This window comes from Streptomyces sp. ITFR-16, assembly GCF_031844705.1.
Classification (GTDB): Bacteria; Actinomycetota; Actinomycetes; order Streptomycetales; family Streptomycetaceae; genus Streptomyces.
Window position 1 is genome coordinate 7,192,188 of sequence record NZ_CP134609.1, and the last position, 23,600, is coordinate 7,215,787.

Consider the following 23,600-nt stretch of genomic DNA (forward strand, 5'->3'; position numbering starts at 1 on the left):
GGTTCTAAAGCCGCTCTTGTGCGGTACGCGCACGCCGTGGCACCGCCTCCAGCAGGGCGCGGGTGTACGGATGCGCAGGCTTCGCGAACACCTCCTCCACCGGTCCGGACTCCACGATCCGGCCGTCCTTCATCACCAGCACCCGGGCGCAGATCTCCCGGACGACCGCGAGGTCGTGCGAGATGAAGAGCGTCGCCAGGCCCAGGTCCTCCTGCAACTGCCGCAGCAGGTCCAGTACTTGCGCCTGGACGGACACATCGAGCGCGGAGACCGGCTCGTCGCACACCAGCAGCCGGGGCGAAGGGGCCAGGGCGCGCGCGATGGCGACCCGCTGGCGCTGCCCGCCGGACAGCGCCAACGGCCGCCGCTCCAGATGCTGGGCGGAAAGCCCGACCTGCTCCAGCAGCCGTACGGTGCGGGCCCGGCGCTCCGCACGCGCGACGCCTGTCGTGGCCAGGGCCTCGCCCACGATCCGGGCCACGCTCCAGCGCGGGTCGAAGGCGCTGAGCGGGTCCTGCGGCACCAGTTGCAGGGTGTGCCGCGACTGCCTGCGGTCCCGCTCGCGCAGACCGCTCCACGGCGTCCCCGCCAGCCGTACCGCCCCGCTGTCCGGGGCCACCAGCCCGAGGACCATGCGGGCCAGCGTGGACTTTCCGGAACCCGACTCCCCGACCAGGCCCAGCGTCTCGCCCGGCCGCAGCTCGAAGGACACGTCGTCGACGGCGGTCCGCCGGCTGCCGCGCGTCCCCTTGAACACCTTGGTGGCGCGGGACACCTCAAGCAGCGGCTCGGCGCCCGTCGCCTCCACCGCCGACCGGCCCGCCCGGGGCCTGCTGCCCGGGATCGCCGCCAACAGTGCTTTGGTGTAAGGGTGTTCGGGCGACTCCAGTACCCGGGTGACCGGGCCCGACTCCACGATCCGGCCGTCCTTCATCACGGCGACCTCGTCGGCCAGCGCCTCGACGACGGCCAGGTCGTGGCTGATCAGGAGGAGCCCGGTGCCGCCCCGCTTCAGTTCACCGAGGAGCGCCAGGATGCGGGACTGCACCGAGGCGTCGAGCGCGGTGGTCGGCTCGTCCGCGATCAGGACACCCGGCTCGGCCGCGATCGCCGAGGCGATCAGGGCGCGCTGCCGCAGCCCGCCCGACAGCTGGTGGACATGGGCCCGCGCCCGTTCGGCGGGTTCGGGCACCCCGACCCGCTCCAGCAGAGCGAGGACGCGTGCCCCGGCCTCCTGGCGCGGAACGATCCCGTGCGTCAGCAGCGGCTCCGCGATCTCCTTGCCGACGGGCCGCAACGGGTCCAGGGCGACGAGCGCGTCCTGCGCCACCAGACCGACGCGCCGGCCCCGTACCGCACGCCACTGCCGGGGGCCGAACTCGCGTGCCTCCCGGCCCGTGATGCGCAGCCGGTCCGCCGCCACCTCGGCGGTCGGCCCGGCGAGCCCCAGCAGACTGCGGGCCAGCGCGCTCTTGCCCGAGCCCGACTCGCCGACGACGGCCAGGCACCGCCCGCCGGCGAGGGTGAACGACGCGTCGCGCACGGCGTGCACCTGGCCGGGGCCGGTGCCGAACCGTACGTTCAGCCCGGCCACGTCGAGCAGCGGGGAAGGCTCCCGGACGGGCGGCTCACCGGCCGGTGCCTCCGTGGTGCCCGGGGACGAAGTGGTGGTCATGAGGCGGCCCGTCCTTCGGCTCGTGCCTGTGCGTGGCGGCCCACGACGGTGACCGCGAGAACCGTGCCGACCAGCAACAGGCCCGGGAAGAGCGCGATCCACCAGGCCTGGTCGAGAAATCCCTGCCCCTCCGTGAGCATCGCGCCCCACTCGGGGGTCGGCGGCTGGGCGCCTAGCCCCAGATAACTCAGCGCCGCCCCCGTGGAGATGGACGCCCCGAGCGTGACGGTCGCCAGCACCAGGAGCGGGCCCAGCGTGTTGGGCAGCACATGGCGCAGGACGATCAGCGGACGCGGCACGCCGAGCGCCACCGCGGACTCCACATAGCCGGACCGCCTGACGACGAGCGCCTGGGCCCGCACCACCCGGGCGAACCCGGGCGCGGTCCCCACCGCTACGGCGATCGTGGTGCCCAGCACCCCCTTGCCCGCGATCAGGACCACCATCAGGGCGAGCAGCAGCCCCGGCAGCGCCAGCAGCGCGTCGGCGGCGCGCATCAGCACCGCGTCGCCGAACCTGCCGGACAGCGCGGCGGCCAGCCCCCACACCACCGCGAGCCCGACCCCGGCGCCCGTCGCCGCGGCCCCGATGGCCAGCGAGTAGCGGGTGCCGTGCACCACTCGGGTGAAGACGTCACGGCCCAGCTGGTCCGTGCCGAACCAGTGGGCACCGCCCGGCGGCTGGAGCGCGTGCACCGGATCGGTGTCGGTCGGGCTGCCGCCGGCCAGCAGCGCGGGCGCCAGCGCGGCGAGCAGGATCAGCCCCAGCAGCACGGCGGCGGCGAGCACCCCCGGCCGCACCCGGCCCCTGCGCACCCTTCCGACCGCCGCGACCGGTGCCCCGGCCCGTACGGCCTGTTCCACGCTCATGCGGCCGCCACCCCCGTTCCCTTGCGCAGCCGGGGATCCACGACCGCGTACAGCACTTCCACCAACGCGCCCACCAGCACGAACACCACGGCCGACAGCGCCACCACGCCCTGCACCACCGGAAGGTCGCGGTCGCTCACCGCTTGCAGGGTGATCCGCCCGATGCCCGAGCGCGCGAACACGTTCTCCACCACCACGGCCCCGCCGAGCAGGGTTCCGGTGAACCAGCCGGTGAGAGTGAGCGCCGGCAGCGCGGCGTGGCGCAGCGCGTGGCGGGAGCGCACGGTGTGCTCCGCGAGCCCCCGCGACCGCGCGGTGAGGGTGAACGGCTGTTCCAGCGCGCCGAGCAGGCCCTCCCGCATCACCTGCGTGAGCACCGCCGCGATCGGCAGCGCCAGCGTGATCACCGGAAGGACCAGCGAGCGGGCGTCGCCGCTGTCGGAGACCGGCAGCCATCCCAGGCGGAAGGAGAACACCGTCAGCAGCATGATGCCGAGCCAGAACGACGGTGTGGACACCACGATCAGCTCCACCGCCGTCGACAGCCGGCGCGGCCACCGGGAGCGCCCCGAGGTCAGCACGGTCACGGTGGCGGCCAGCACCACCGCCACCAGCGAGGACCACAGGGCGAGTTGGGCGGTCGGTCCGATCTGGTCCGCGAGCAGCGAGGAGACCGACTGCTGCAACTGGTAGGAATCGCCCAGCTCGCCCGAGACCAGATGCCTCAGATACGAGCCGTACTGGACGAGGAGCGGCCGGTCGAGACCGTAGTGGTGGCGGATCTCCTCGCGCTGCTCCGCGCCGACCAGCGCGTTCGACCCGACGATCGCGCTGACGGGGTCGCCCGGGATGAGCTGCAGCGCCAGGAAGGCGCAGGTGGCGGCCCCCCAGACAACGAGGACGGCCGCCCCGATCCGGGCCGTGACGGCCCGGATCGCGGCGGGTATGTGCGGGACCGTCATCAGCCGGCCTCGACCCAGGCGCCGTAGAACTCGGGCCACGCCGACAGGGAGAGCCGCAGCCCGTGCACCTTCTTGTTCACACCGACCGACGCCTTCTGGACGTAGGCGGGGACCACCGCTGCCCGGTCGAGCGTCCACTTCTGCACCTGCGCGTAGTACTCGGCGCGCTGGTCCGGGTCCGTGGTGCCCTGGGCCTTCTTCAGCCAGGTGTCGACCTGCGGGTCGGCGACCTTCGCGAAGTTGTGGCCGCCGCCCTCGGAGGACTCGGTGGACAGGAAGAAGCTGCTGAGGATGTCGCCGTCACCGCGCGCCCAGGACGTCTCGACCACGTCGTAGCGGCCCTCGTCCAGCTGGGCGGAGACCGCGGTGGCGTCGGTGGACGCGGCGAGGTTCAGGTAGATCCCGGCCTTCTTCAGGTCACCCTGCACGGCCTGCGAGAACACCGAGGCCGTGCCGTAGACCGGGGCGACCACCGTGAGCCGCTTGCCGTTCTTCGTCCGGTAGCCCTCGGAGTCGCGGCCCGTCCAGCCCGCCTGGTCCAGCAGCCGGCCGGCGAGCGCCCGGTCGTAGGGCCAGCTCTTCTCGAGACCGGAGTCGTAGCTGTGCGGGGTGGCGGGCGACAGGGTGGACCAGGCCCGGGTGCCGGTGCCCTGGAACACCGACTTCACCAGGGCGTCCAGATCGATGGACCGCTGGAACGCCTTGCGCACCCGGGCGTCCGAGAACAGCGGGCTCCTGGTGTTGAGGTAGAACGTGTCGACCGCGCCGGGGACGTCCTTGCCGACGACGTCCAGCCGCGTGTTCCTGCGTACGGCCGCGATCTGGTTGGCCGGGATCGCCGCCGCCCCGTCGACCTGACCGGAGGTCAGCGCGCCCACCCGGGTGGCGTCCTCGGTGATGAAGCGGACGGTGAAGGAGTCCAGCCGGGCGGGACCGCTGTGGCCCGCGCCCTTCGGCGCCCACGCGTAGGCGGCGTTCTTCGTGTAGCCGCGCTTCTGGCCCCGGGTGTAGGCGCCCGCCTTGAAGGGGCCGGAGCCGACGGAGTCCGTGCCGGCGCAGAGCTTGTCGGCGCCCGCCTTGAGCGAGGCGGGCGAGGCTATCCCCAGGTAGGTGGTGCTCGCGGCCTGGAGGAAGGGCGCGTACGGCCGGCTGAAGCGGACCTCGACCCGGTACTTCCCCTTCACGGTGGTCCCGGAGTAGGGACCGAGCAGCCCGGCCGCGTACTGCGACTGGGTCGCCTTCGCCGTGATGTGGTCGAAGTTGGCCTTCACCGCCGCCGCGTCCAGGTGCTTCCCGTCGTGGAAGGTGACGTCCTCACGCAGATCGAAGGTGTACGTCCGGCCCCCCTGAGAGGTCTTCCACGACTTCGCCAGCCACGGCTCCAGCTCACCGTCCGGGGTCTGGTAGACGAGCGAGTCGAAGACGGGCCGCTGGACGAACGCGGTCACGTCCTGCGCGCTGGTGTGCGGGTCCCAGCAGTCCGGCTCCTGCTGCGCCGCGTAGGTGAGGCTGCCGCCGGACCGGGGCTTCGCCTGCGCGGCGGGCGCGGAGCCGCCGTCGGAGCTGCAGGCGGTGACGGCGGCGAGCAGCAGGACGGACAGCAGAGCGGCTCTTCGAGGGGTACGGCGCGGGTGCATATGGTGACTCCGGGACAGGGAAACGAGGTGAGGGGGGCCGGACGTACTGTCGCGAGTACGTCTAAAGCCGGGCTGAAACGCCCTCGGGGGAGCCGGGGGACACCTCCCGCGCCGCCTCGGCCAGCAGCTCGAACGAGCGCAGCCGCTCCGCCTGGTCCGGGACGACGGTCAGAGCCATCAGCTCGTCGGCACCGGTGCGCTCCACCAGCTCGGCCAGCTTGTCGCGCACGGTGTCCGCGGCGCCGATCAGCTGGCGCTCCGCCAGTTCCTCCAGGAACTGCAGCTCGGCCTCGGAGTACGCGTGGCCGGCCGCCGTCCGCGCGGACGGGAACGCGTCGAAGCGCCGTACCGTACGCATCTTTATCTTGCCGAGCAGATAGGGCGCGGCGACCTCGCGGGCGGCCCGGTCCGTGTCGGCGACGGTGGTCAGCGCGGAGATCAGGGTGCGCGGCCGGTCCAGATAGGGCGAGGGCCGGAAGGCCTCGCGGTAGCGGTCCAGGGCGTAGGCCGTGGCATGCGGGTTGATCTGGTGGGCGAAGGCGTACGGCAGGCCCAGCGATCCGGCGAGTTCGGCGCTGGCCGGGCTGGAGCCGAGCAGCCACAGATCCGGCCTGCCGTCGGCGGCGGGCACGGCGGTGATCGGGGAGGTGGGGTCGCCGGGCGCGAAGTAGCCGCTCAGCTCCGTGACCTGGTGGAAGAAATCGTCCCCGCCCCGCTCGGGCGCCCGGCGCAGGGCGCGGGCGGTGTGCGGGTCGGTGCCGGGGGCGCGGCCGAGCCCCAGGTCGACGCGGCCGGGGTGCAGTGCCTCCAGGGTGCCGAACTGCTCGGCGACCACCAGGGGTGCGTGGTTGGGCAGCAGGACACCGCCGGAGCCGACGCGCAGGGTGGTCGTGGCAGCGGCCAGGCGTCCGGCGAGGATGGCGGGCGCCGAGGTGGCGAGGCTGGGGGTGCTGTGGTGCTCGGCCACCCAGTAGCGCAGATAGCCGAGTTCCTCGACGCGGGGGGCCAGGGCGACGGTGTCGCGCAGGGCCTGGGTCGCGGAGCCGCCCTCGAAGACGGGCACCACGTCGAGCACGGACAGGGGGATGCCGAGGGGTCGGCTCATGGAGACCTCCGGGAGGAGCGCGCCGCCGGACGGGGGTCCGGCGGCGCGTGCTGGACGGACATGCGTGTACGGGAGGAGCACCGGACGTCCCGGGCCGGGACGGACGGCTCAGGCGTGGTCGGTGACCGGCTCGGACCCGGCCGGTGTCTCGGCAGGCTCCTCGGCCGGGGTCTCGGCCGCGGCCGGTTCCTGCTTGGGCTTCCCCGGCAGCAGCAGACCGGCCGCGAAGACCACGACGGCCGCGGCGACCGGCCACCAGAAGGCGTTGCCGAAGGAGTCGGCGGTGGGCGTCGCGTGGGAGCCGCCGCCCTGGAGGATCAGCGCCACCACCGCGATACCCAGCGAGGCGCCGATCTGGTTGAGGATGAAGACCGCACCGGTGGCACCGGCGACCGCCTCGCCCGGGACCGTCTTGTAGACCGAGCCCATGGTGGGCGCGCCCACCAGGCCCATGCCGAAGCCGGCGGCGAACTGGGCGGCGGTCAGCGCGACCTGCGAGGTGCCGGAGTCCGAGCCGGTGAAGACCAGCGCGCCGAGCCCGATGAGCAGGGCGCCGGTGGGCACCAGCCGGCGGGCGCCGACCTTGTCCGCGAGGTTGCCCGCGATCGGCATGCCGATCAGGGTGCCGAGCCCCAGCGGGGCGAGCAGCAGCCCCGACTCCAGGACGCTGTGGCCGTGCACCTGCTGGTAGTACAGCGGCAGCAGGAAGAGCAGCGAGAACAGACCGCCGCCGAGCAGGAACATCGTGGTCACGCTCGCGCTGAAGCCCTTGCTGCTGAACAGCCGCAGATCGAGCAGCGGGGTGACGGTGGTGCGCAGCGCGTGCACGGCGTACGCGACGAACAGGGCGACACCGACCGCGAGCCCGATGATCACCTTGGTGCTGCCGAAGCCGTCGCCGCCGGCCTGCGACAGGGCGTAGACGAGCGCGGCGAAGCCGGGGGAGAGCAGCGCGACGCCCAGGGCGTCGAACGGCACGGGGTCACCGCTGGGCGGCGGGTCGGCCGGCAGCACCCGGATCGCCAGCACGATCGCGGCGAGCGCGAAGGGGATGTTGACCAGGAACATCCACTCCCAGGAGAAGTTGTCCAGCAGCAGTCCGCCGATGATGGGGCCGACCACCGGGCCGAGCGTGATCGGGACGGAGACCAGGCCCATGACCCGGCCGATCCGGGCGGGCCCGGCGGCGCCCGCGACGACGGTCATCATGATCGGGTCGACCATGCCGCCGCCGAAGCCCTGGACGATGCGGAAGGCGATCAGGCTCTCCGCGTTCCAGGCGAAGGCGCAGAGCGTCGAGCCGATCAGGAAGACCGAGAGGCCCAGCAGCCACATGCGCTTGGCGCCGAACCGGACCACGGCCCAGCCGGCCAGCGGAATCGCCAGGGCGACCGCGAGCAGATAGCCGGTGGTCACCCACTCGATGGTGGCCAGCGTCGCGTGGAACTCGCCGCCCAGCGTGCTGATCCCGACGTTGACGATCGTCGCGTCCAGGTAGGACATCATCCCGCCGAGCACCATGACGCCGACGAGCGTGAGCAGAGCGGCATCGAGCCGGGCAGGCCCGCTCCCCGCCGCCTTTGTTTCAGACACGGCAACTCCTTTTAACCACTCTACCCAGAAAATTTTACTGGGTAGTTAAATTCTGTGGCTGGCACGGTAGCATGGCCGCATGAGCGTTGGCGAGAACGAACAGACGGCCCAGGGCCCGGTGGACCGAGGGCGGCTGGACAAGCGGCGGGCGATCGTGGAGGCCGCCCTGCGGGTCTTCGCGCAGGTGGGATACGCCCAGGCGAGCCTGGACGTGATCGCCGCCGAGGCCGGGGTGTCCAAGCCGACGATCTACAACCACCTGGGGTCGAAGGAGAAGCTGTTCCGGCATGTGATGACGGAGACCGCGGCCCGCTCCAACGCCAAGACCCTCGACGTCCTCACCGCCTTCCCGACCGACCCCGACCAGCTGCGCCCGGGGCTGGAGGACCTCGCCACCAAGCTCGTCGACTGCTACTGCGACGAGCAGTCCGAGTCCGTGCGCCGCCTGCTGTACGCGGAGGCCGTGCGCTTCCCGGACCTCTTCGACGCGGTGCGGGCCAGCGGGCCCAACCAGTTCACCGAGGCGCTCGCGGGCCGGCTCGCCCGGCTGGCCAACGCCGGACACCTGCGGGTCGAGGACCCGGTCAGGGCGGCCAACCAGTTCATCGCGCTGGTCTACGAGGAGCTGCCGGGGATGAGCGCGCTGGGCACCCGCCCCCTCGACCCGGCGGATGTCGCGAAGGTCGTCACCGCCGGGGTCGACACCTTCCTGCGCGCCTTCGGTACGGACCCGGCCGCCGGAGCCGGCGAGGTCAGCGGCTGAGCCGGCCGTAGGAGCCCCGGAAGAACAGCAGCGGATCGCTGTCCTCCACCGCGTCGAGCCGGTGCACCCGGGCCACCACGATCGCATGGTCGCCCGCCGGGTGCTCGGCCTCGACCGAGCACTCAAGCCAGGCCAGCGCACCCTCCAGGACCGGCGCCCCGTCCGGCGACGAGCCCCAGGGCATGCCGTGGAACTTGTCGCCGCCGGTCACCGCCAGCCGGGACGCGGCCTCCCGCTGTCCGACCCCCAGAATGCTGATGCCCAGCAGCCCGCCGGCCCGGATGCGCGGCCAGCTGGTGCTGGTGTACGCGACGCAGAAGGAGACCAGCGGCGGATCCAGGGACACCGAGCAGAAGGAGTTCGCCGCGAGCCCCGACCTGATCCCGGTCAGGGGATCCTCCGAGGCGACGGCCACCACACCCGTCGCGAACCGTCCGAGCACATTGCGCAGACATCGGGTACCCCCGTCGACGCCTCTCGTCCCGGTCGTCATCCCCGCTTCCCCCCGCCGTACCGCAGCCGCGCGAACTCCCTGGTCAGCGCGGCCCGTTGGGCGCCGTACCCACCGCGCATCCGCAGCACCGACAGCAGTGTCCACAGCCGGGTCTGCGCGAAGTGCAGCGGAGAGCCGTGCACATCGTCGTGGGCCAGCAGCCGTACCCCGCGCACCCGCTCCCGCAGCAGCCGGGCATCGCCCGGCGGAATGATCTCGTCCCGCAGGCTCGTCACATGCGCCACCGGAATCCGCAGCGCCGCCAGCTCCTCGGGCGACAGCGCCCAGTCCCGGATCAGCCCGTAGACCTCGTCCGGCTTCGACCGGGTGAGATGGGCCAGCGTGTCCGTGGTGACCCGGGGGACCGTGCGCTGCCACTCCGTGTCGGTGAAGAAGTCGTGCAGCGGCGCCCCCGCGCCGACGACCCCGCTGATCCGCGTATCGTGCAGCGCCGCCCGCAGCGCCAGATGCCCGCTGAAGCTGAGCGCCAGGGCGTACGTACGGGAGGTGTCGGCCCGGTCGCCGACCGCGTCGAGCACGGCGGAGAACATCTGCCAGCTGTCGGCCCCGTACAGCAGGGAGTTCTCGCCCACGCCCGGCATCTCGGTGACCACACCGGCGAAGCCCAGCGCCCCCAGCTGGAGCAGCACCGGCGCCCACTGCTCCTTGACGGAGACGATGCCCCCGGTCATCACCAGCAGCGGCTTGGGGTCCGACGCGTCGAGCCCCGCCGTCCAGCAGCGGATCCGGCCGCCCGCGAGGTCGATGTCCAGCCGCTCCACGGCCGGGAAGTCCGACCGCCAGGTGTCGAACGACGCGGTGCACCGCTCCAGCGCCTCCTGCCGCGCCGAGCCGTCCACGAACGGGAACCTGGCCATGTTGTAGTGCACACAGGCGTCCAGCGGCCTGCCCTCGGCCTCCAGCCGGGCCCCCTCGGCGCTCCACTCGTGCACCCAGGACCCCGGCGTGCCGTTCTCGTCGTCCTCGATCCGGGCCAGCAGCGGGTCGTAGTGCTCGGGCGGCAGCCCCTGCGAACGGGTGTGGGCGACGACGAAGTTCTTCAGTTCCGCGATGTCGTTCATACGCTCTCCAGCGCCTCCTTGACCTCGGTCAGTACGTCCGCCGCCTCGGCCCCGTCGATGACCCGGTGGTCGAAGGCGAGACTCAGCCGCAGCACCGGCGCCACCACGATCCGGCCCTCCCGCACGACCGGCCGGTCCAGCACCCGGCCGACCCCGAACGTGGTCGTGGTGCCGCCCACGGAGTGGAAGGAGTCGACCGCGCGGTGGCCCAGCGAGGTGACCGCGAAGGTGCCGTTGAGATGGGGCCGCAGGGCGAGCGAGTCCGCCGCGCCGCGGAAGATCTTCCGGCCCTCCGCCCAGGAGGCCCGGTGCAGTTTCCGTACCCCTTCGAAGTCGGGCAGCTTCTCCGGGTCGCCGTCCCGCACGCGTGCCAGATGCTCCTGGATGGCGGGCAGTTCCGCCTCGTGGACATCGGGCACGATCGTGCCGAGGACCACCCGGCGTCCGTCCAGCGTGCGGTCCAGGGCGACCTTGCCGTTGACGAACGGATAGTGCGCGATCCTCGGACGCCGGGGCCCGCCGCGCACCGCCGCGTTGGCGTCCGGGTGCTTGGCCAGCACCCGGCCCGCGGCCCGCAGCACATAGGTGGTGGTCGAGTAGCGCACGCCCTCGCTCTCCAGCGCCGCCGCGCGGTGCGCGCGCACCGCGCTCATGTCCACCTCGGTGTCGAGGAAGACGGGCGAGAAGTCCCGGATCACCTCCAGGAAGAACAGCGTGTGCCGGCGCTGCCGGGGGAGCGGCTCACCCGCCTCGGGGGTGCTCAAGGCGCCACCGCCAGCAGATACACGTCCTGCAGACTGGCCGCCTCCAGCACATCGGCCAGCGGCAGCGAACGCCCGGTCTCCCGCTCCAAGACCGTGCACAGCGCCAGCAGATGCACCGAGTCCCACGACTCCACGGTGTCCAGCCCGCGCCCGAGGTCCTCGGCGGTCACGGGCAGGGCGAGTTCGTCCCGCAGCAGCGTGACGAAGTCATCGACGGTCTTCACGGGAGGTCCCTTCGAAACGCGCGGTCAGACGGATGTGATCGACGGCTGCGGCGGCCGGCCGGGAGGCGAGCCGGAAGTCGGCGGACGCCGCGTCCTCGCGGACCGTCCCGAACCCGGCCCGGGGATAGAAGTCCGCCACCTTGCCGTTGCGGGCGGTACGCACGTACGCCGCCCGCACCTCGGCGGCACCGGCGTCGAAGGCGTGCTCCAGCACCGCCCCGAGCACGGCCTGCTCGATGCCGCGCGAGAAGACCCGGCAGCTCAGCAGGAAGTTCTCGATGTGCACCACCTGGGCGTCGCGCCGCAGCAGCACCGCGCCGACCAGGCCGTTGTCCCCGAACCGGTCGGCGGACTCGATCGCGAGCACATGCGCCGCCGGGTCCTCGTGCAGTGCCCGCACCTCGGCGGGCCGCAGCCGCCGCGTGGTGAGGTTGAACTGATTGGTGCGCAGGGTCAGCTGGGAGATCCGGTCGATCCTGGCCGCGTCCACGGGCGCGAGCGTCACGGAGATGTCCAGCTCCCGCAGATAGCCGTCGAGCGACTCGAACGTGTGCAGGAAGTCCTGCCGCGCCCGCTCCTCGCGATAGCGGGCGGGGCGCGCCCGGTCCTCCGAGGTGAGGGCCCGTACGTCGAACCACCCGTCCCGCAGCAGCCGTTCCGCATGGTGGGCGGGCTCCCGGTCCACCTGGAGCACCGCGACACCGGGCAGCTCCCGGCGGACGAGACCGCACTCGAAGGAGCTGTCGTCGACGAAGACGAAGCTGTCCGTGCCGAGATTGAGGCCGGCGGCCAGCTCGGCGAGATTCTCGTGCTTCGGCCGCCAGTTGGCCCGCACCTGCACGAAGTCGTCCTCGCGCAGGGTCAGTTCCGGGTGCTCGCGAAGCGTCTTGAGGACCGGCTCCTGGTCGTTCTTGCTGACGGCGGCCAGCAGCACCCCCTGGGAGCCCAGCTGCTTCGCCACTGCCTGGAACCGCCGGAACGCCTCGCCGCGATAGCTCCCCGCCACCTCGATGCCCTCGGGCCCGGCCTCCCCGAGCACCCCGCCCCACACCGTGTCGTCCAGGTCCAGGGCGAGCACCTTCTTCGCACCGCCCGCCGACTGGCGCGCCAGATGGCCCACCTCGCGGGCGTAGCCGGCCAGCAGCGCGTCGGACAGATGCGCCTTGGCGTACACGCTCTGCCGCGCGTCCCGGGCGGCGACCCCCTCCGCGAGCAGCGGATCGAGATCGACGGTCACCACCTCGGGCCGGGTCTCCACCAGCCGGAGCAGGCGGGCGTTGGCCTCGCGCCACAGGACGCCGAGCCGGGCCCGGGAGCCGAGGTCGACGAGCTGAGCGGTCAGCGAGCGCGGCAGCGGCAGCGTGTTGAGGACGAGCGTGGCGCCCGGGGCGGTCGCGGCGAAGACCTCGGCGGCCCGCTCGACCAGTGCCGTCTTCTCCGCGAGGACCCGCTCCACGTCCTCCACCCGCCAGGGCAGCGGCAGTTCGTCGGCGACCAGCTCCGGGTCGAGGACACAGAGAACCAACGAGGGGGCGGCGGCGTAAAGCGCGCTGCCCGGGTCCGCGAGGTCGAAGACCCAGCTGTCGAAGTCGGAGAGCCGCACCCGCGCCAGCAGCCCGTGCCGGGCCAGCTCACCGGTGAGTGCGGGCACCAGGGCGGACAGGGTGCCGTGCCCGGTCACCGCGATCAGCGGAGCCGGGGTGCCGGGGTGCGCGGCGAGGACCTTCCCGGGGTCCAGCCGGGCCAGGACCCGGCCCGCCCGGAGGAGAGCGTCCCCCTCCAGGCCGGCCACCAGGCCCCGTACGGCGGGGTAGTCCTCGGCCGTGATCTCCCGCAGGTCCGCGGTGGTCTCGGTCACGGTGTCAGTTCCCTTCCAGTGCGAAGCCCGCCTTGAGCCATTTGCTGGACTCGATGGAGATGCCCACCGCCCGCCGGCCGCCGGCCAGCCGGTCCAGGGCCCGTTCCAGCTGGAGGAAGACGATGGCGTTGCCGCAGTTGCCCGCGTCGTCGACGCAGGAGACGGCCTCGGCGTCCGGCAGGCCCAGCCCCTCGGTGATCAGCCGGGTCATCCGGCCGGACAGCTGCGGGGGCAGCAGCAGATCCACGTCCTCCCGGGCCCAGCCCAGGCCCTCCAGCAGTTCGTCCAGCACCTCGCCGGCCATGACCGGCACATGCTTCTCGATGGCCTTGTAGTCCTCGGTCGCGGCGGGCCGGTCGCTGTCCCGGTCGGCGGGACCGAACCACTCCAGGACCGCGCCCGGCTCCCGGCCGAGCCCCACCAGCCGGGTGAACAGCGCCCGTACGGACGCGGCGCCGGGACCCGGCTCGGTGGACAGGACGGCGGCGCCCGCCGCGTCCCCGAACAGGACGTAGTTGACCAGCTCGGCGGGGGCCGTGGTGCGCAGATCGGTGTCCAGGTCGTAGAACCGGGCGATCACGTCACCGCCGAGCACCAGCACCGTCCGGGCGCTGCCGCTGCCCAGCAGCTGCTGGGCGACGTCCAGCGCCTGGACCGCGCCGGAACACCCCGACTGGAGCTGGAAGCTCCGTACGCCGTCGATGCCCAGCCGGTCGGCGACGATGTTGACCGTCGCCGGCATCAGCCGGTCCGGTGTCGCGGTGCCCAGCACCACGGCGTCCACGTCACCCGGGACCAGACCGGCCCGGTCCAGCGCCGCGCGGCCCGCCTCCTCCGCCAGATCCGCCAGGGAGGCGGTGAGCTTCCCGGAGTCCAGATCCAGCGCCAGGTGGCGCGACGCGGTGCCGATGAAGACATCCACCCACTGCTGCCACAGCGCGTCCATGCCGAACCGCTCCGCCAGCGTGGCGTTGTCCAGTGGCGGGCCGGGAAGCGCGGAGGCCGCCGACCGTATGTACACGTCCCGACCCGTCATGAGGGCCCTTCCTCGCTTGTTCGAACAGGGCTCAGTCGGACAGCAGGATCCGAGCCTCGGCGGAGGCCCGGACCCCGGTCATGCGCCAGGTGCGGAAGCCGCGCAGCCCTTCGTAACGGCCGCTCGTCCCGGTCGCGGGGTAGTGCACCCACTCGCTGGTGCGCACGTCGTTGAAGTCCGCCCACCCCTCGGCGTGGATGGTGCCGTCGTCGAGGGTGATGTCCTCGGTGTAGTACGTGAGCAGTCCGCCGTCGCCCGGCCGGATGTACTCGATGCGGAACGAGCCGTGCGAGGTGCCGATCAGCTTCCCGTCCTCGTCGTACAGTTCGTCGTCGAACGTGCCGGTCTGGCCGGTGCTGGGGTCGGCGACCTCGACGTCGTCGACCACCTTGACCACGACTTCCCGGGGGACGCGCAACACGATCTGGTCAGCCATCTGACGGTTCCTCTCGATGAAGGGGACGGACTTCCCGGGACGGTGGCGCCCAGGCGATCAGGGGTGGGGCGGCGAGCAGCGCCCCCGGGCCGGTGAGCACCTCGGCCGCGGCGGCGGCCGCCTCGTCCGGCGCACCGGGCGAGGGGAGGAACACCTCCGGGGCGGGTACGTGCGGGCGGGCGAGCACGGACCAGAAGCCGTGCCGGGTCCAGGTCCCGCTGTTCACCGGGTCGTTGTCGGAGAAGGTGTAGGGCGCGTACTGCGCGCCGGTGGGGTCGGGCTGGGTGAAGCGCCCCCAGAACCCGTTGTAGAGGTGGTGGTCCAGGAGGTGCGCGCTGCGCAGCAGCTGGTACGCGCCCCGGTAGCGGAACGGGTTCACCGCCGCCGCGTCCCCCGACGCCGTGACCGCGCCGTGCGCCGTGTATCGGTAGCGGGCGGCGACGGCGCCCTCCTCGTCGACCAGCGCGAGGACCGAGCCCTGCTGGTCGGTCACCGCCCAGTAGTGGCGGCCGGTGTCCGTGAGGACGGCGAGCAGGGTGCCGTCGTGGGTGCGCACGAAGTCGGCCGGCACCCCGTCGTCCGTCGCGCGCACGATGCCCAGCGGCGAGTGGGTGAGCACATGGACGACGGTGCGCCCGTCCACGGTGGTCTCGGTGATGCGGCGCGGAGTCTCCTGGCCCAGCCCGTCGTAGCGCACGTCCACCACCTGGACCCCGCCGAACACACCGGTCAGGGTCTGGTTGGTGGCGCTGTAGCGGAACGAGCCGGTCGGGTCGGTCTCCTCGGTGAAGTTGCCCGCCCCGTCGTACGCGAACGCGGTCTCGCCGAACCGCACCACCTGGCCGGCGTCGTTGAGGGTGAACTCCGTCGTCCCCAGCCGGCGCAGATGGTGCGCGCCGTCGTAGGCGAACCCGGTGTCACCGGCGCGCACGAGGCGCTTGAGCCCGTCGTAGGCGAAGCCGGTGAACGCGCCGTCCAGCACGGCGGACCGCAGCACGTCGCTGTCGGCGCCGCCGCCCGAGCTGTAGCCGTACTCCGCCGACAGCAGACTCTCGCCGCCCGGCCCGCGCACGGTCAGGGCGGTCCGGCGGCCCGAGGCGTCGTAGCGGATCTCCTGGACGGCCGCGCCCAGTTCGATCCGCACCGGACGCCCCGCCGCGTCGCGGACGAACCGGGCCGTGCGGCCGGCCGGCGTGGTGACGGTCTCGGTGCGGCCGGCGCCGTCCAGGGTGTAGCGGGTGGTGCCGCCGGGGGTGGTGAACGAGGTCAGCGCCCCCTCGGCGTCGTACTCCGAGGTGATCCGCTCCGGCGCGGACTCCGGTTCGTCGGTCCGCTCGGAGACGGCGAGCCGGTCTCCGCCTGCCGTCCTGACCCAGTCGAAGGTGTAGGACCAGCCGGGCCCGGACTTGCGGACCACCCGGCCCAGGGCGTCCCGGCCGAGCACCAGCAGGGTGGCGCCCGCGCTCTCGTCCGTGACCTCGGTCAGCCGGCCGGCCGGATCGTAACGGTAGCCGACGCGGTCGCCCGCCCCGCTGGTCACCGAGGTGACCCGGGACAGACCGTCGTAGCCGAAGACCGTGCGGCCGAGCGGGGCGGGCGGGGTGACGGAGGTCAGGTCACCGCCCTCGTCGTAGCCGAACCGGGTCACCGCGCCGTTGCCGTCGACGATCTCGGCGAGCCCGCCGTGCACCGGGTCGTAGCCGCGCCTGTCGATGTCCCCGTCCCGGCCCGGGGTGCTGCTGCGGACCAGCCGGCCCGAAGCGTCGTGGTCCAGCAGGAGTTCGTTGCCCAGCGGATCCCGCAGCGAGGTGCGCGTACCCCCGTCGTCCAGCGCGCTGTACGAGACCTGGGAGCGGGCGCCGGTCGGCAGCCGCAGGGAGGTGGGGCGCCCCTGTGCGTCGTAGGTACGGGTGAGGGTGGCGCCCGTCGCGTCGGTGACCGAGACCGGCCGCCCGTCCGTGTCCCGGGTGACGCCGAGGACCCCGCCCGACGGCTCCTCGACCGCCGTCCACCGGCCCCGCGCGTCGAAGACGTAGCCGGTCCGCAGGCCGGTCGGCCCGGTGACCAGCGTGCGGTCGGGGCCGTAGTCGAAGGCCGTACGGACGCGGCCGCCCGGCCCGGTCCAGGAGAGCTCGGAGACGGCGAACATCCCGTCGTAGGCGACGTTCACGGTCTCGCCGAGCGGATCGGTGAGACCGACCAGCCGCCCGTCGGCGTCCCACAGGAAGGCGGTCGTGGCGCCGTCAGCCCCCGTGTGCCGCTCCAGGCGCCCCGCACGGTCGTAGGCGAACGACGCCGCCTCGGCCCCCAGCGGATCGACGATCTTGGACACCAGCCCGTCCGCGTCGCGGTGCAGGGTCACCACCCGGCCCCGGCCGTCGGTGAACGTCACCGGTTCGCCCTCGGTGTCCGGGGCGAAGCCGGGACCGGCCCGGTACGACCAGCCAGGGCCGAACCCCCGCCCGTCCTGGGCATGGCTGCGGTACTCGCGGACCAGCCGCAGATGACGGCCGGTACCGGCGACGACCAGATCCAGCTGACGTACGATCAGCTCGCCCTCGTGCAGATCGACCAGCACCTCGCCCAGGTCGCCGAGGGGCAGGCGCCGCACGGCGCGATGGGCGGACGGATCCCGGGGCGTGGGCACGGGCGGCTCCTCAGCTGGACCGACTGGACTGCGGATCGGGGGAGTTCGGACGGTCGTCAGGCTGCCGGGGCCGTCTAAAGCACTCCTAAGGCCGCCCGGCCGCCCGCTCCCGGACCGGTCCATGAAAGTTCTGTTACAGAACGATTCATCCCGTCACCCGCGCCTACTCTGGCGAGGGCCACAGCTGTTGGGTGTCTCTCAGCGTCGAGAGCGCGGGATTTCAGACCGGGGGAAGGGGACCTGCGACATGGGCATCACCACCATCACCGGGCCGAACACCGGAGTGACCGTCCGCGCCGCCGAGTTGAGGCGGCTGACGGAGCTCGTCCGGGCGGCCCGCGAGGGGCGTCCGGCGATCGTGGAACTGACGGGCGACCCGGGAACCGGCAAGACCAGACTGCTCACCGCACTCGCCCAGGAGGCACGCGCGCTCGGACTCGCCGTCCTGCACGGCCGCTGCTCCGAGGCCGAGGCACAGGTCCCCTTCCACCCCCTCGTGCAGGCGCTCACCATCTGGCAGAGCGGGGCTGCGCAGGCCGGAGCGGGCGCGGCGGCGACAGCGGCGCTCGTCGAGGCGCTCACCGAGGTCCCGCCCGGCGCCGAACAGTCCGTCTGGCGCTCCCCGTTCTTCGCCGGGGTACGCCGCCTGCTCGCCGCCGGGCCCGCCGCGCCCGCCGACGGCACCCTGCTCGTCCTCGACGACTTCCACTGGGCCGACCCCGGCTCGGCCCGCCTGCTGGAAACCCTGATCCGCTGGCCCGTCGACCGGGGGCTCGTGGTCGTCGTCGCCCACCGGCCCCGGCAGGCCCCCGTGGCGCTGCGCGCGGTCCTCCAGCAGGGCGGCGAACTCGGCGCCGTCGAGACGCTCGGTCTCGGGCCGCTGCCGCCGCACCGCTGCGCCGAGATCCTCGGCCTGTGCGCCGACGCCCCGGAACTGCCGCGCCTGCACGCGCACAGCGGCGGAAACCCCCTCTATCTCACCGCCCTCGCCGAGGCCGGCTCCCCGACCGGGGACGCCCTCGACCTCTGGACCTCCAGCTCGCTCGGCGCCCGGCTGCTCGCGGAGACCGCCCTGCTCGGCTGGCTGCCCCGTACCGTCGTGCACGCGGCGGCGGTGCTCGGCAGCGTCTTCGACATCGACGCCGTCGCCGAGGTGGCCGAGACCACCCGGGACGAGGCCTGCCGGGCGCTCTCCGAACTGCGCCACCGCGACCTGGTCCGCTCGACGTCACAGCCCGGAGTCCTCGCCTTCCGACACCCGCTGCTCCGAGGCTGCCTGTACGCCGACGCCGACTCCTGCTGGCGCTCCGGGGCGCACCGCCGGGCCCGGGACCGCTTCGCCCGGCTGGGCTTCCCCGCCCTCGACATCGCCCCGCACATCGAGCGCGCCGGATCGGGCGTCAGCCCGGCCGACGGCGAGGTCCTGGCCGCCGCGGCACGCAGCTGCGTGCAGGCGGGCAGACCGGCGGAGGCCGCCCACTGGCTGACCTCCGCACTTCGTCTGTGGCGCAGAACCGGCGACGGCCGGAGCGCCGGGCCCGCCGGCACCGAGCTGTGGAAGCAGGTGGTACGGGCCCTGGCCGCCGTGGGCGACGCGGAGCGGATCATGGCGCTCCGGGCGGACATCCTCGCGGGCCCCGACGGCCGGACGCCCGACGTCCGCGCCCGCACCGTCGCCTTCCTCTCCGCCGTGCTCGCCGCGATCGGCCACGACGAGGGGGCGCAGGCCCTGCTGGCGGCCGAACTCCCCGCCGCGCAGGCCGCGTCGCCCGGCGCCGGACTGCTGCTCCGGGTCCACCAGCAGCTGGGCAAGGTGCTGTCGGGCCAGGTCCCGGCCCGTACCGACGTCGAGGTCCTCGTGCACCGCACGGAGGGCGCCGATCCGGTCACCCTGGGCGGCGCCCTCGGCCTCGCCGGACTGTGCGCCGTGCTGGACGGCGACATGTGCGCGGCCGAGATGTCGCTCGACGCGGCCGGTCACGCCCTGGACGAGCTGGACGCGGGCCGTCCTGCCGGGGACGAGGAGGCCGGCCATCTGCTCGTCCTGAGCTGGGCCGAGGCGCTGATGGGCTGGTACGGACCGGCGTACGGCCACGCGGAGCGGGCGCTGACCGCCGTACGCGCCCGGGGCGACATCCACTTCCTGCCGCCGCTGCTCGACACGCTCGGCTATGTCCACTACCAGAGCGGCCGGCTCGCGGACGCCCTGGGCGCCGTCCAGGAGGGCAGTGCCGCCGCCCGTGCCATGGGGCGAGGCGACCATGTCGCCCTGTCGGAGGCGATCACCGCAGCCGCCTGGGCGCAGCTGGGCCGGACCTCCCCGCGTCCCGCGCCCTCGCCGTCCGGCCGGGGCACCCCGGAACCCCGGACACCGCTCAACGCCCTGCTCCTGGCCGAGGCCGCGCTCGCCTCGGGCGAGGCGGGCACCGCGCTGGCCCTGCTGCTTCCCGAGCGGGAGGCCTGGCGGGTCTCCGAACCCGTGGCCGTGTTCGCCGCCCGGAACTACGAACTCCTCGCGGCGGCGGCCGTGCAGACGGAGGCCGACGCGGACACCCTGGACGCCTGGGCCGAGCGGGCGACCGAGGCGGCGGCCGCCGTCGGACTGGTCGAGCAGAGCGGACACGCCCTGCTGGCCCGGGGCCACGCGCTGATGGGCCGGGAGCTGACGGGAGAGGCCGTCGGGTGCTACGAGGAGGCGCAGCGGCTGTTCGGCGACGCCAGCCCCGCCGGCGCGCGGGCCCGCGAACTGGCCAGGTCGGCGGTACGGCTGACGGACCGCCGGGAGGACAGCGGGCTCGGCGAGCTGACCCTGCGGGAGCGTGAGGTCGCCGAACTCGCGGGGGAAGGGCTCAAGACGAAGGACATCGCCGGCCGGCTGCGGGTCAGCCCGCGCACCGTGGATGTCCATCTGACCCACATCTACAGCAAGTTGGGTGTGAACTCGCGCGCTGCACTCGTCCGGCTGATGGCCCTCGCCGGCTGAGGGACACCGATCGCGGTGGCCAGCAGCCCGTCGGCGGCCGCCCACCGGCCGTGGAAGACCGTGACCGCCCGGCCCCCGACCACGGGGCCGGGCACCAGGAGCACCGCCCGGAACGAACCCCCGGCGTCGATCCGGATCTCCGCCTCCGGGAAGTCGAGCAGCCGTCCGGTCAGCGGGAACCAGGCCTTGTACACCGCCTCCTTGGCGCTGAACAGCAGCCGGTCCCAGGCCACCCCCGGCCGGTGCGCGGCCAGCTCCGCCACCCGGGCGCGCTCCCCGGGAAGGGCGAGCGACGCGAGCATGCCGGGCCGCAGCGGGCGGTCGGGTTCCGCGTCGATGCCGAGGGACGCCAGCACCCCTGTCCGGGCCACCGCCGCCGCCCGGAAGCCGGCACAGTGCGTCATGCTGCCCACCACCCCGTCCGGCCAGCGCGGCGCGCCCCGGTGCCCCGGGACCAACGGCTCGTAAGCGACGCCCAGTTCGCGCAGGGCCGTGCGCGCACAGTGCCGTACGGCCGTGAACTCCGCGCGGCGCGACGCCACCGCCCGGGCCACGGCCGCCTCCTCCGCCGGAAGCAGCCGGGCCTCCGGCGGATCGCCGTACACCTGCGCTCCCACCGCACCCGGCGGCAGCAGTGCGCCGATCACCGCGGGACCTCGGGGCCGGGCAGCACGGTCCGAAGACCGCCCGGCCCGTTGCCGCGTCGGCGCCACTCGCGGGGGTAGCCCACCGACACCTCCTCGAAGCGGACCCCGTCGTGGAAGGTGGTGCGCGGGATGTGCAGATGCCCGTACACCACCGCCCGGGCCCGGAACCGGGTGTGCCAGTCGGCGGTGCCCTCGGTGCCGCACCACAGCGCGAACTCCGGGTGGCGCAGGATCCGGGTGGGCTCGCGCACCAGGGGGAAGTGGTTGACCAGGACCGTCTCGGTGCCGGGCGCGAGGGCCGAGAGCCGGCGTTCCGTCAGGGCCAGCCTGGCCCGGCACCAGGCGTCGATCGAGGGGTACGGATCGGGGTGCAGCAGCGCCTCGTCGGTGCCCACGATCCCGCTCTCCCGGGCCCGTGCCAGCGCCTCGTCGCGGGTCGTGGTCCCGGCCGGGCGGAAGGTGTAGTCGTACAGGACGAACAGCGGCGCGACGGTGACCGGGCCCGTCGGGCTCTGCCACACGGGATACGGGTCCTCCGGCGTCAGGACGCCCAGGTCCCGGCAGATCCGCACCAGATGCTCGTACCGGTCACGGCCCCGCAGGGTCAGCGGATCCTGCCGGTGGGTCCACAGCTCGTGGTTGCCGGGCACCCACACCACCCGGGCGAAGCGCCGGCTGAGCAGTTCCAGCGCCCGGCCGACGTCCCCGGCGACCTCGCCCACGTCACCGGCCACCAGCAGCCAGTCGTCCGGGTGGTCCGGGCGCAGCCCCTCCAGCACCGCCCGGTTGTCGTCGAACGCCACATGCAGATCGCTGATGGCCAGCAGGCTTCCGGAGCCGCTCATGACGGCCTCACCACCGGCCGGCCGGGGCGGCGGCCGACAGCGCGGTGGCGAGGTCCACCACGGCCGGCAGTTGGTCGCCCAGGAAGAAGTGCCGCCCGGGGAAGACCCGCAGTTCGAAGGGGCCGGTGGTGTGCCCGTGCCACGCCCGTACGTCCTCGACCGGCGCCTCCGGGTCGCTGTCCCCGGTCAGCGCGACGACCGGGCAGGCCAGGGACGCGCCGGGGGCCGGCACATAGGCGGCAAGGGCCGCGTAGTCGCCGCGCAGCGCCGGCAGGATCAGTTCGAGCAGTTCGGGGTCGTCCAGTACGGCGGGCACGGTGCCGCCCAGCGAGCGGACCCGGGCCAGCAGCGCCGCGTCGGTGTCGAGCCGCTCCGCGCCGGCCACCAGGCGCGACGGCGCCCGGCGGCCGGACACGAGCAGCGCCGCCGGTCCCCGGCCCGCTTCCCGCTCCAGCCGCAGCGCGACCTCATGGGCGAGCGAGGCCCCCATGCTGTGGCCGAGGAGGATCCGGGGCCCGGCCGGCGGCGGACCGCCGGCCAGCGCCTCGGCGATCAGGTCGGCGAGCCGGTGCAGATCACGGACGGGCGGCTCGCGGTAGCGGTCCTGCCGGCCCGGGTACTGGACGGCGCGCACCTTCAGCGCGGGGCGGGCGACGGCGGACAGCGGGTGCCAGTAGCCGGCGGAACCGCCCGCGTGCGGAAAGCAGATGAGCTCCGGGGCGGCATCCGTCTCGTGGTACTGGCGCAGCCAGGTGTCCTGGCGCTCCGTGGCCACCGTCAGCTCGCCACGGGAAGATCGAGGAGGCGGTCCGATGTGAGGATCGCCTGGTGCAGCCGGCGCAGCGAACGGCAGGGCTCCAGGCCCAGTTCGGATCTGAGGACGCGCTGCGCCGAGCGGTAGACCTGCAGCGCCTCCGCCTGCCGCTCCGAGCGGTACAGCACCAGCATCAGCTGCCGGTAGAAGGACTCGCGCAACGGGTACTCGGCGGTGAGGGTGTTGAGCAGGCTGATCACCTCGCGGTGCCGGCCGAGCGCCGTACTGGCCTCGACGGACAGCTCCAGGCAGGCGAGCCGCTCCTCCTCCACCCAGGTGGCGAAGCGCGTCAGCACCGGTCCTTCGGGTGTGCCGTCGAGGACCGGCCCGCGCACGAGGGACAGCGCCCGGCCGAAGGCGTCGAGCGCGGCCTCGTACCGGCCGGACTGCTGGAGGAAGCGGCCCTCGTGCATGGCCGCGCGGAAGTCCTCGACGTCGTAGCCGGCGCCGTCCAGCCGCATCAGGTACCCGGACGGCTTGGTGATGACGGCGCGGCCGCTGTCGTCCCCTGCGGCGGCGAGGAACTTCCGCAGCTGGGAGAGGTAGACATGGACGGCGGCCGACGCGCGCCGGGGCGGCCCCGACCCCCACAGCTCCTCAATGATCTGTTCCTTCGTGGTGACCCGTCCGGCCCCGACGAGCAGGGTGGCCAACGTCATCTCCATCTTGGGGGCGCTCAGGGAGTAGCCGCGTCCGTCGTGCGAGACGCGGAGGGGACCGAGCAGTTCGTAGCGCATCATGACCTCGGGCGGTAGGGGGAACGTACTTTCGTTTTCCCGGCTCCAGTCACTTTCGAGGCAGCGCCCCTGTCCGCGCATCGGGGAAACTGCGTACGTATGCCGATTGGCCGAAATGTGTTGGCAGCGGCCGACTTTGGTACGGCTTTGGAGCCGGTGGGCAGGCTGGGGACATGCGCATCCTCCTCGCCCGGTATCTGCGGTCCTTCGCATACGCACTGGTCGCCTTCGGTCAGATCTGGGTCTACATCCCGCCCGTCGCCGCACCGGACGACGCTCCCGCCGACGGGCCGCCCCCCGGCCACCCCGAACGGCTGTGCCCCGAAGTCCCGCTCAGCGAGGCCGAGATGATGTGGGGACGGCAACTGCTCGGGGCCCGGGGCGCGGATCCGTACGGGAGCTGAGTGTCCGGATCCATGCGGTCCCGGTC

Annotated in this window: 21 protein-coding genes; 3 read left to right on the forward strand and 18 right to left on the reverse strand. The window is 73.4% G+C overall.

The features are described 5' to 3' along the window. Positions 1–4: 4 nt before the first annotated feature. The 6 genes from RLT58_RS31885 to RLT58_RS31910 form a co-directional block, all read right to left on the reverse strand. Entirely contained in the window at positions 5–1,675 is a 1,671-nt protein-coding gene (locus tag RLT58_RS31885; protein WP_311313815.1) for a dipeptide ABC transporter ATP-binding protein, read from the reverse strand. Further along, the gene (locus RLT58_RS31890) at positions 1,672–2,544 is read right to left on the reverse strand and encodes an ABC transporter permease (protein WP_311313816.1); all 873 of its coding nucleotides are present in this window, start codon (positions 2,542–2,544) and stop codon (positions 1,672–1,674) included. The genes RLT58_RS31885 and RLT58_RS31890 overlap by 4 nt, the downstream gene beginning before the upstream one ends. Further along, positions 2,541–3,506, reverse strand: a complete 966-nt coding sequence (locus tag RLT58_RS31895; RefSeq protein ID WP_311313817.1) for an ABC transporter permease — start codon at positions 3,504–3,506, stop codon at positions 2,541–2,543. The genes RLT58_RS31890 and RLT58_RS31895 overlap by 4 nt, the downstream gene beginning before the upstream one ends. Further along, a complete protein-coding gene (locus tag RLT58_RS31900; protein ID WP_311313818.1) occupies positions 3,506–5,143 on the reverse strand; it encodes an ABC transporter substrate-binding protein in 1,638 nt (545 codons plus the stop codon). Before RLT58_RS31900 ends, RLT58_RS31895 begins: the two co-directional genes overlap by 1 nt. Before the next feature lie 61 nt (positions 5,144–5,204). Beyond that, a complete protein-coding gene (locus RLT58_RS31905) occupies positions 5,205–6,248 on the reverse strand; it encodes an LLM class flavin-dependent oxidoreductase (RefSeq protein WP_311313819.1) in 1,044 nt (347 codons plus the stop codon). 108 nt (positions 6,249–6,356) lie between these two features. Continuing rightward, the gene (locus RLT58_RS31910; protein ID WP_311313820.1) at positions 6,357–7,841 is read right to left on the reverse strand and encodes a DHA2 family efflux MFS transporter permease subunit; all 1,485 of its coding nucleotides are present in this window, start codon (positions 7,839–7,841) and stop codon (positions 6,357–6,359) included. Between the two features lie 79 nt (positions 7,842–7,920). On the opposite strand from RLT58_RS31910, the gene RLT58_RS31915 reads away from it, so the two are divergent. Beyond that, on the forward strand, positions 7,921–8,604 hold the full coding sequence (locus RLT58_RS31915; RefSeq protein WP_311313821.1) for a TetR/AcrR family transcriptional regulator: 684 nt from the start codon (positions 7,921–7,923) through the stop codon (positions 8,602–8,604). Here RLT58_RS31915 and RLT58_RS31920 read toward each other — a convergent pair. From RLT58_RS31920 to RLT58_RS31955, 8 genes are read right to left on the reverse strand one after another with little or no spacing between them, the layout of a single operon-like run. Continuing rightward, complete coding sequence (locus RLT58_RS31920; protein WP_311313822.1) at positions 8,594–9,097, reverse strand: flavin reductase family protein; 504 nt, start codon at positions 9,095–9,097, stop codon at positions 8,594–8,596. The two genes, RLT58_RS31915 and RLT58_RS31920, sit on opposite strands and share 11 nt — an antisense overlap. Continuing rightward, positions 9,094–10,179, reverse strand: coding sequence for an alpha/beta fold hydrolase (locus tag RLT58_RS31925; RefSeq protein ID WP_311313823.1), 1,086 nt, complete (start codon positions 10,177–10,179; stop codon positions 9,094–9,096). The genes RLT58_RS31920 and RLT58_RS31925 overlap by 4 nt, the downstream gene beginning before the upstream one ends. Further along, the gene (locus tag RLT58_RS31930) at positions 10,176–10,943 is read right to left on the reverse strand and encodes a 2-oxo acid dehydrogenase subunit E2 (protein ID WP_311313824.1); all 768 of its coding nucleotides are present in this window, start codon (positions 10,941–10,943) and stop codon (positions 10,176–10,178) included. Before RLT58_RS31930 ends, RLT58_RS31925 begins: the two co-directional genes overlap by 4 nt. Further along, positions 10,940–11,167, reverse strand: a complete 228-nt coding sequence (locus RLT58_RS31935) for an acyl carrier protein (protein WP_311313825.1) — start codon at positions 11,165–11,167, stop codon at positions 10,940–10,942. The genes RLT58_RS31930 and RLT58_RS31935 overlap by 4 nt, the downstream gene beginning before the upstream one ends. Continuing rightward, the gene (locus tag RLT58_RS31940; RefSeq protein ID WP_311313826.1) at positions 11,151–13,025 is read right to left on the reverse strand and encodes an HAD-IIIC family phosphatase; all 1,875 of its coding nucleotides are present in this window, start codon (positions 13,023–13,025) and stop codon (positions 11,151–11,153) included. Before RLT58_RS31940 ends, RLT58_RS31935 begins: the two co-directional genes overlap by 17 nt. A gap of 4 nt (positions 13,026–13,029) precedes the next feature. After that, positions 13,030–14,061, reverse strand: coding sequence for a 3-oxoacyl-ACP synthase III family protein (locus RLT58_RS31945; protein WP_311313827.1), 1,032 nt, complete (start codon positions 14,059–14,061; stop codon positions 13,030–13,032). Between the two features lie 31 nt (positions 14,062–14,092). After that, on the reverse strand, positions 14,093–14,497 hold the full coding sequence (locus RLT58_RS31950) for an allene oxide cyclase barrel-like domain-containing protein (RefSeq protein ID WP_311313828.1): 405 nt from the start codon (positions 14,495–14,497) through the stop codon (positions 14,093–14,095). Beyond that, positions 14,490–17,144: a DUF6531 domain-containing protein gene (locus tag RLT58_RS31955; RefSeq protein ID WP_311313829.1), complete on the reverse strand. Its 2,655-nt coding sequence runs from the start codon at positions 17,142–17,144 to the stop codon at positions 14,490–14,492. Before RLT58_RS31955 ends, RLT58_RS31950 begins: the two co-directional genes overlap by 8 nt. A gap of 247 nt (positions 17,145–17,391) precedes the next feature. Between RLT58_RS31955 and RLT58_RS31960 the strand changes: the two genes are divergently transcribed. Next, on the forward strand, positions 17,392–20,127 hold the full coding sequence (locus RLT58_RS31960; RefSeq protein WP_311313830.1) for a helix-turn-helix transcriptional regulator: 2,736 nt from the start codon (positions 17,392–17,394) through the stop codon (positions 20,125–20,127). Here RLT58_RS31960 and RLT58_RS31965 read toward each other — a convergent pair. The 4 genes from RLT58_RS31965 to RLT58_RS31980 are packed head-to-tail and all read right to left on the reverse strand — an operon-like array spanning position 20,064 to position 23,173. After that, the gene (locus RLT58_RS31965) at positions 20,064–20,774 is read right to left on the reverse strand and encodes a 4'-phosphopantetheinyl transferase family protein (protein ID WP_311313831.1); all 711 of its coding nucleotides are present in this window, start codon (positions 20,772–20,774) and stop codon (positions 20,064–20,066) included. The genes RLT58_RS31960 and RLT58_RS31965 overlap by 64 nt on opposite strands. Beyond that, a complete protein-coding gene (locus tag RLT58_RS31970) occupies positions 20,771–21,619 on the reverse strand; it encodes a metallophosphoesterase family protein (RefSeq protein ID WP_311313832.1) in 849 nt (282 codons plus the stop codon). The genes RLT58_RS31965 and RLT58_RS31970 overlap by 4 nt, the downstream gene beginning before the upstream one ends. Positions 21,620–21,626: 7 nt before the next feature. Continuing rightward, a complete protein-coding gene (locus tag RLT58_RS31975) occupies positions 21,627–22,394 on the reverse strand; it encodes a thioesterase II family protein (RefSeq protein WP_311313833.1) in 768 nt (255 codons plus the stop codon). 2 nt (positions 22,395–22,396) lie between these two features. Continuing rightward, on the reverse strand, positions 22,397–23,173 hold the full coding sequence (locus RLT58_RS31980) for an AfsR/SARP family transcriptional regulator (RefSeq protein ID WP_311313834.1): 777 nt from the start codon (positions 23,171–23,173) through the stop codon (positions 22,397–22,399). 170 nt (positions 23,174–23,343) lie between these two features. On the opposite strand from RLT58_RS31980, the gene RLT58_RS31985 reads away from it, so the two are divergent. After that, positions 23,344–23,574, forward strand: a complete 231-nt coding sequence (locus RLT58_RS31985; protein WP_311313835.1) for a DUF6059 family protein — start codon at positions 23,344–23,346, stop codon at positions 23,572–23,574. The last annotated feature ends 26 nt before the right edge of the window (positions 23,575–23,600 follow it).

Bases quoted from the DNA above. Each gene is read 5' to 3' on its own strand.
- RLT58_RS31885 (WP_311313815.1), bottom strand. From the start codon at position 1,675: ATGACCACCACTTCGTCCCCGGGCACCACGGAGGCACCGGCCGGTGAG.
- RLT58_RS31890 (WP_311313816.1), bottom strand. From the start codon at position 2,544: ATGAGCGTGGAACAGGCCGTACGGGCCGGGGCACCGGTCGCGGCGGTC.
- RLT58_RS31895 (WP_311313817.1), bottom strand. From the start codon at position 3,506: ATGACGGTCCCGCACATACCCGCCGCGATCCGGGCCGTCACGGCCCGG.
- RLT58_RS31900 (WP_311313818.1), bottom strand. From the start codon at position 5,143: ATGCACCCGCGCCGTACCCCTCGAAGAGCCGCTCTGCTGTCCGTCCTG.
- RLT58_RS31905 (WP_311313819.1), bottom strand. From the start codon at position 6,248: ATGAGCCGACCCCTCGGCATCCCCCTGTCCGTGCTCGACGTGGTGCCC.
- RLT58_RS31915 (WP_311313821.1), top strand. From the start codon at position 7,921: ATGAGCGTTGGCGAGAACGAACAGACGGCCCAGGGCCCGGTGGACCGA.
- RLT58_RS31920 (WP_311313822.1), bottom strand. From the start codon at position 9,097: ATGACGACCGGGACGAGAGGCGTCGACGGGGGTACCCGATGTCTGCGC.
- RLT58_RS31925 (WP_311313823.1), bottom strand. From the start codon at position 10,179: ATGAACGACATCGCGGAACTGAAGAACTTCGTCGTCGCCCACACCCGT.
- RLT58_RS31945 (WP_311313827.1), bottom strand. From the start codon at position 14,061: ATGACGGGTCGGGACGTGTACATACGGTCGGCGGCCTCCGCGCTTCCC.
- RLT58_RS31950 (WP_311313828.1), bottom strand. From the start codon at position 14,497: ATGGCTGACCAGATCGTGTTGCGCGTCCCCCGGGAAGTCGTGGTCAAG.
- RLT58_RS31960 (WP_311313830.1), top strand. From the start codon at position 17,392: ATGGGCATCACCACCATCACCGGGCCGAACACCGGAGTGACCGTCCGC.
- RLT58_RS31970 (WP_311313832.1), bottom strand. From the start codon at position 21,619: ATGAGCGGCTCCGGAAGCCTGCTGGCCATCAGCGATCTGCATGTGGCG.
- RLT58_RS31980 (WP_311313834.1), bottom strand. From the start codon at position 23,173: ATGATGCGCTACGAACTGCTCGGTCCCCTCCGCGTCTCGCACGACGGA.
- RLT58_RS31985 (WP_311313835.1), top strand. From the start codon at position 23,344: ATGCGCATCCTCCTCGCCCGGTATCTGCGGTCCTTCGCATACGCACTG.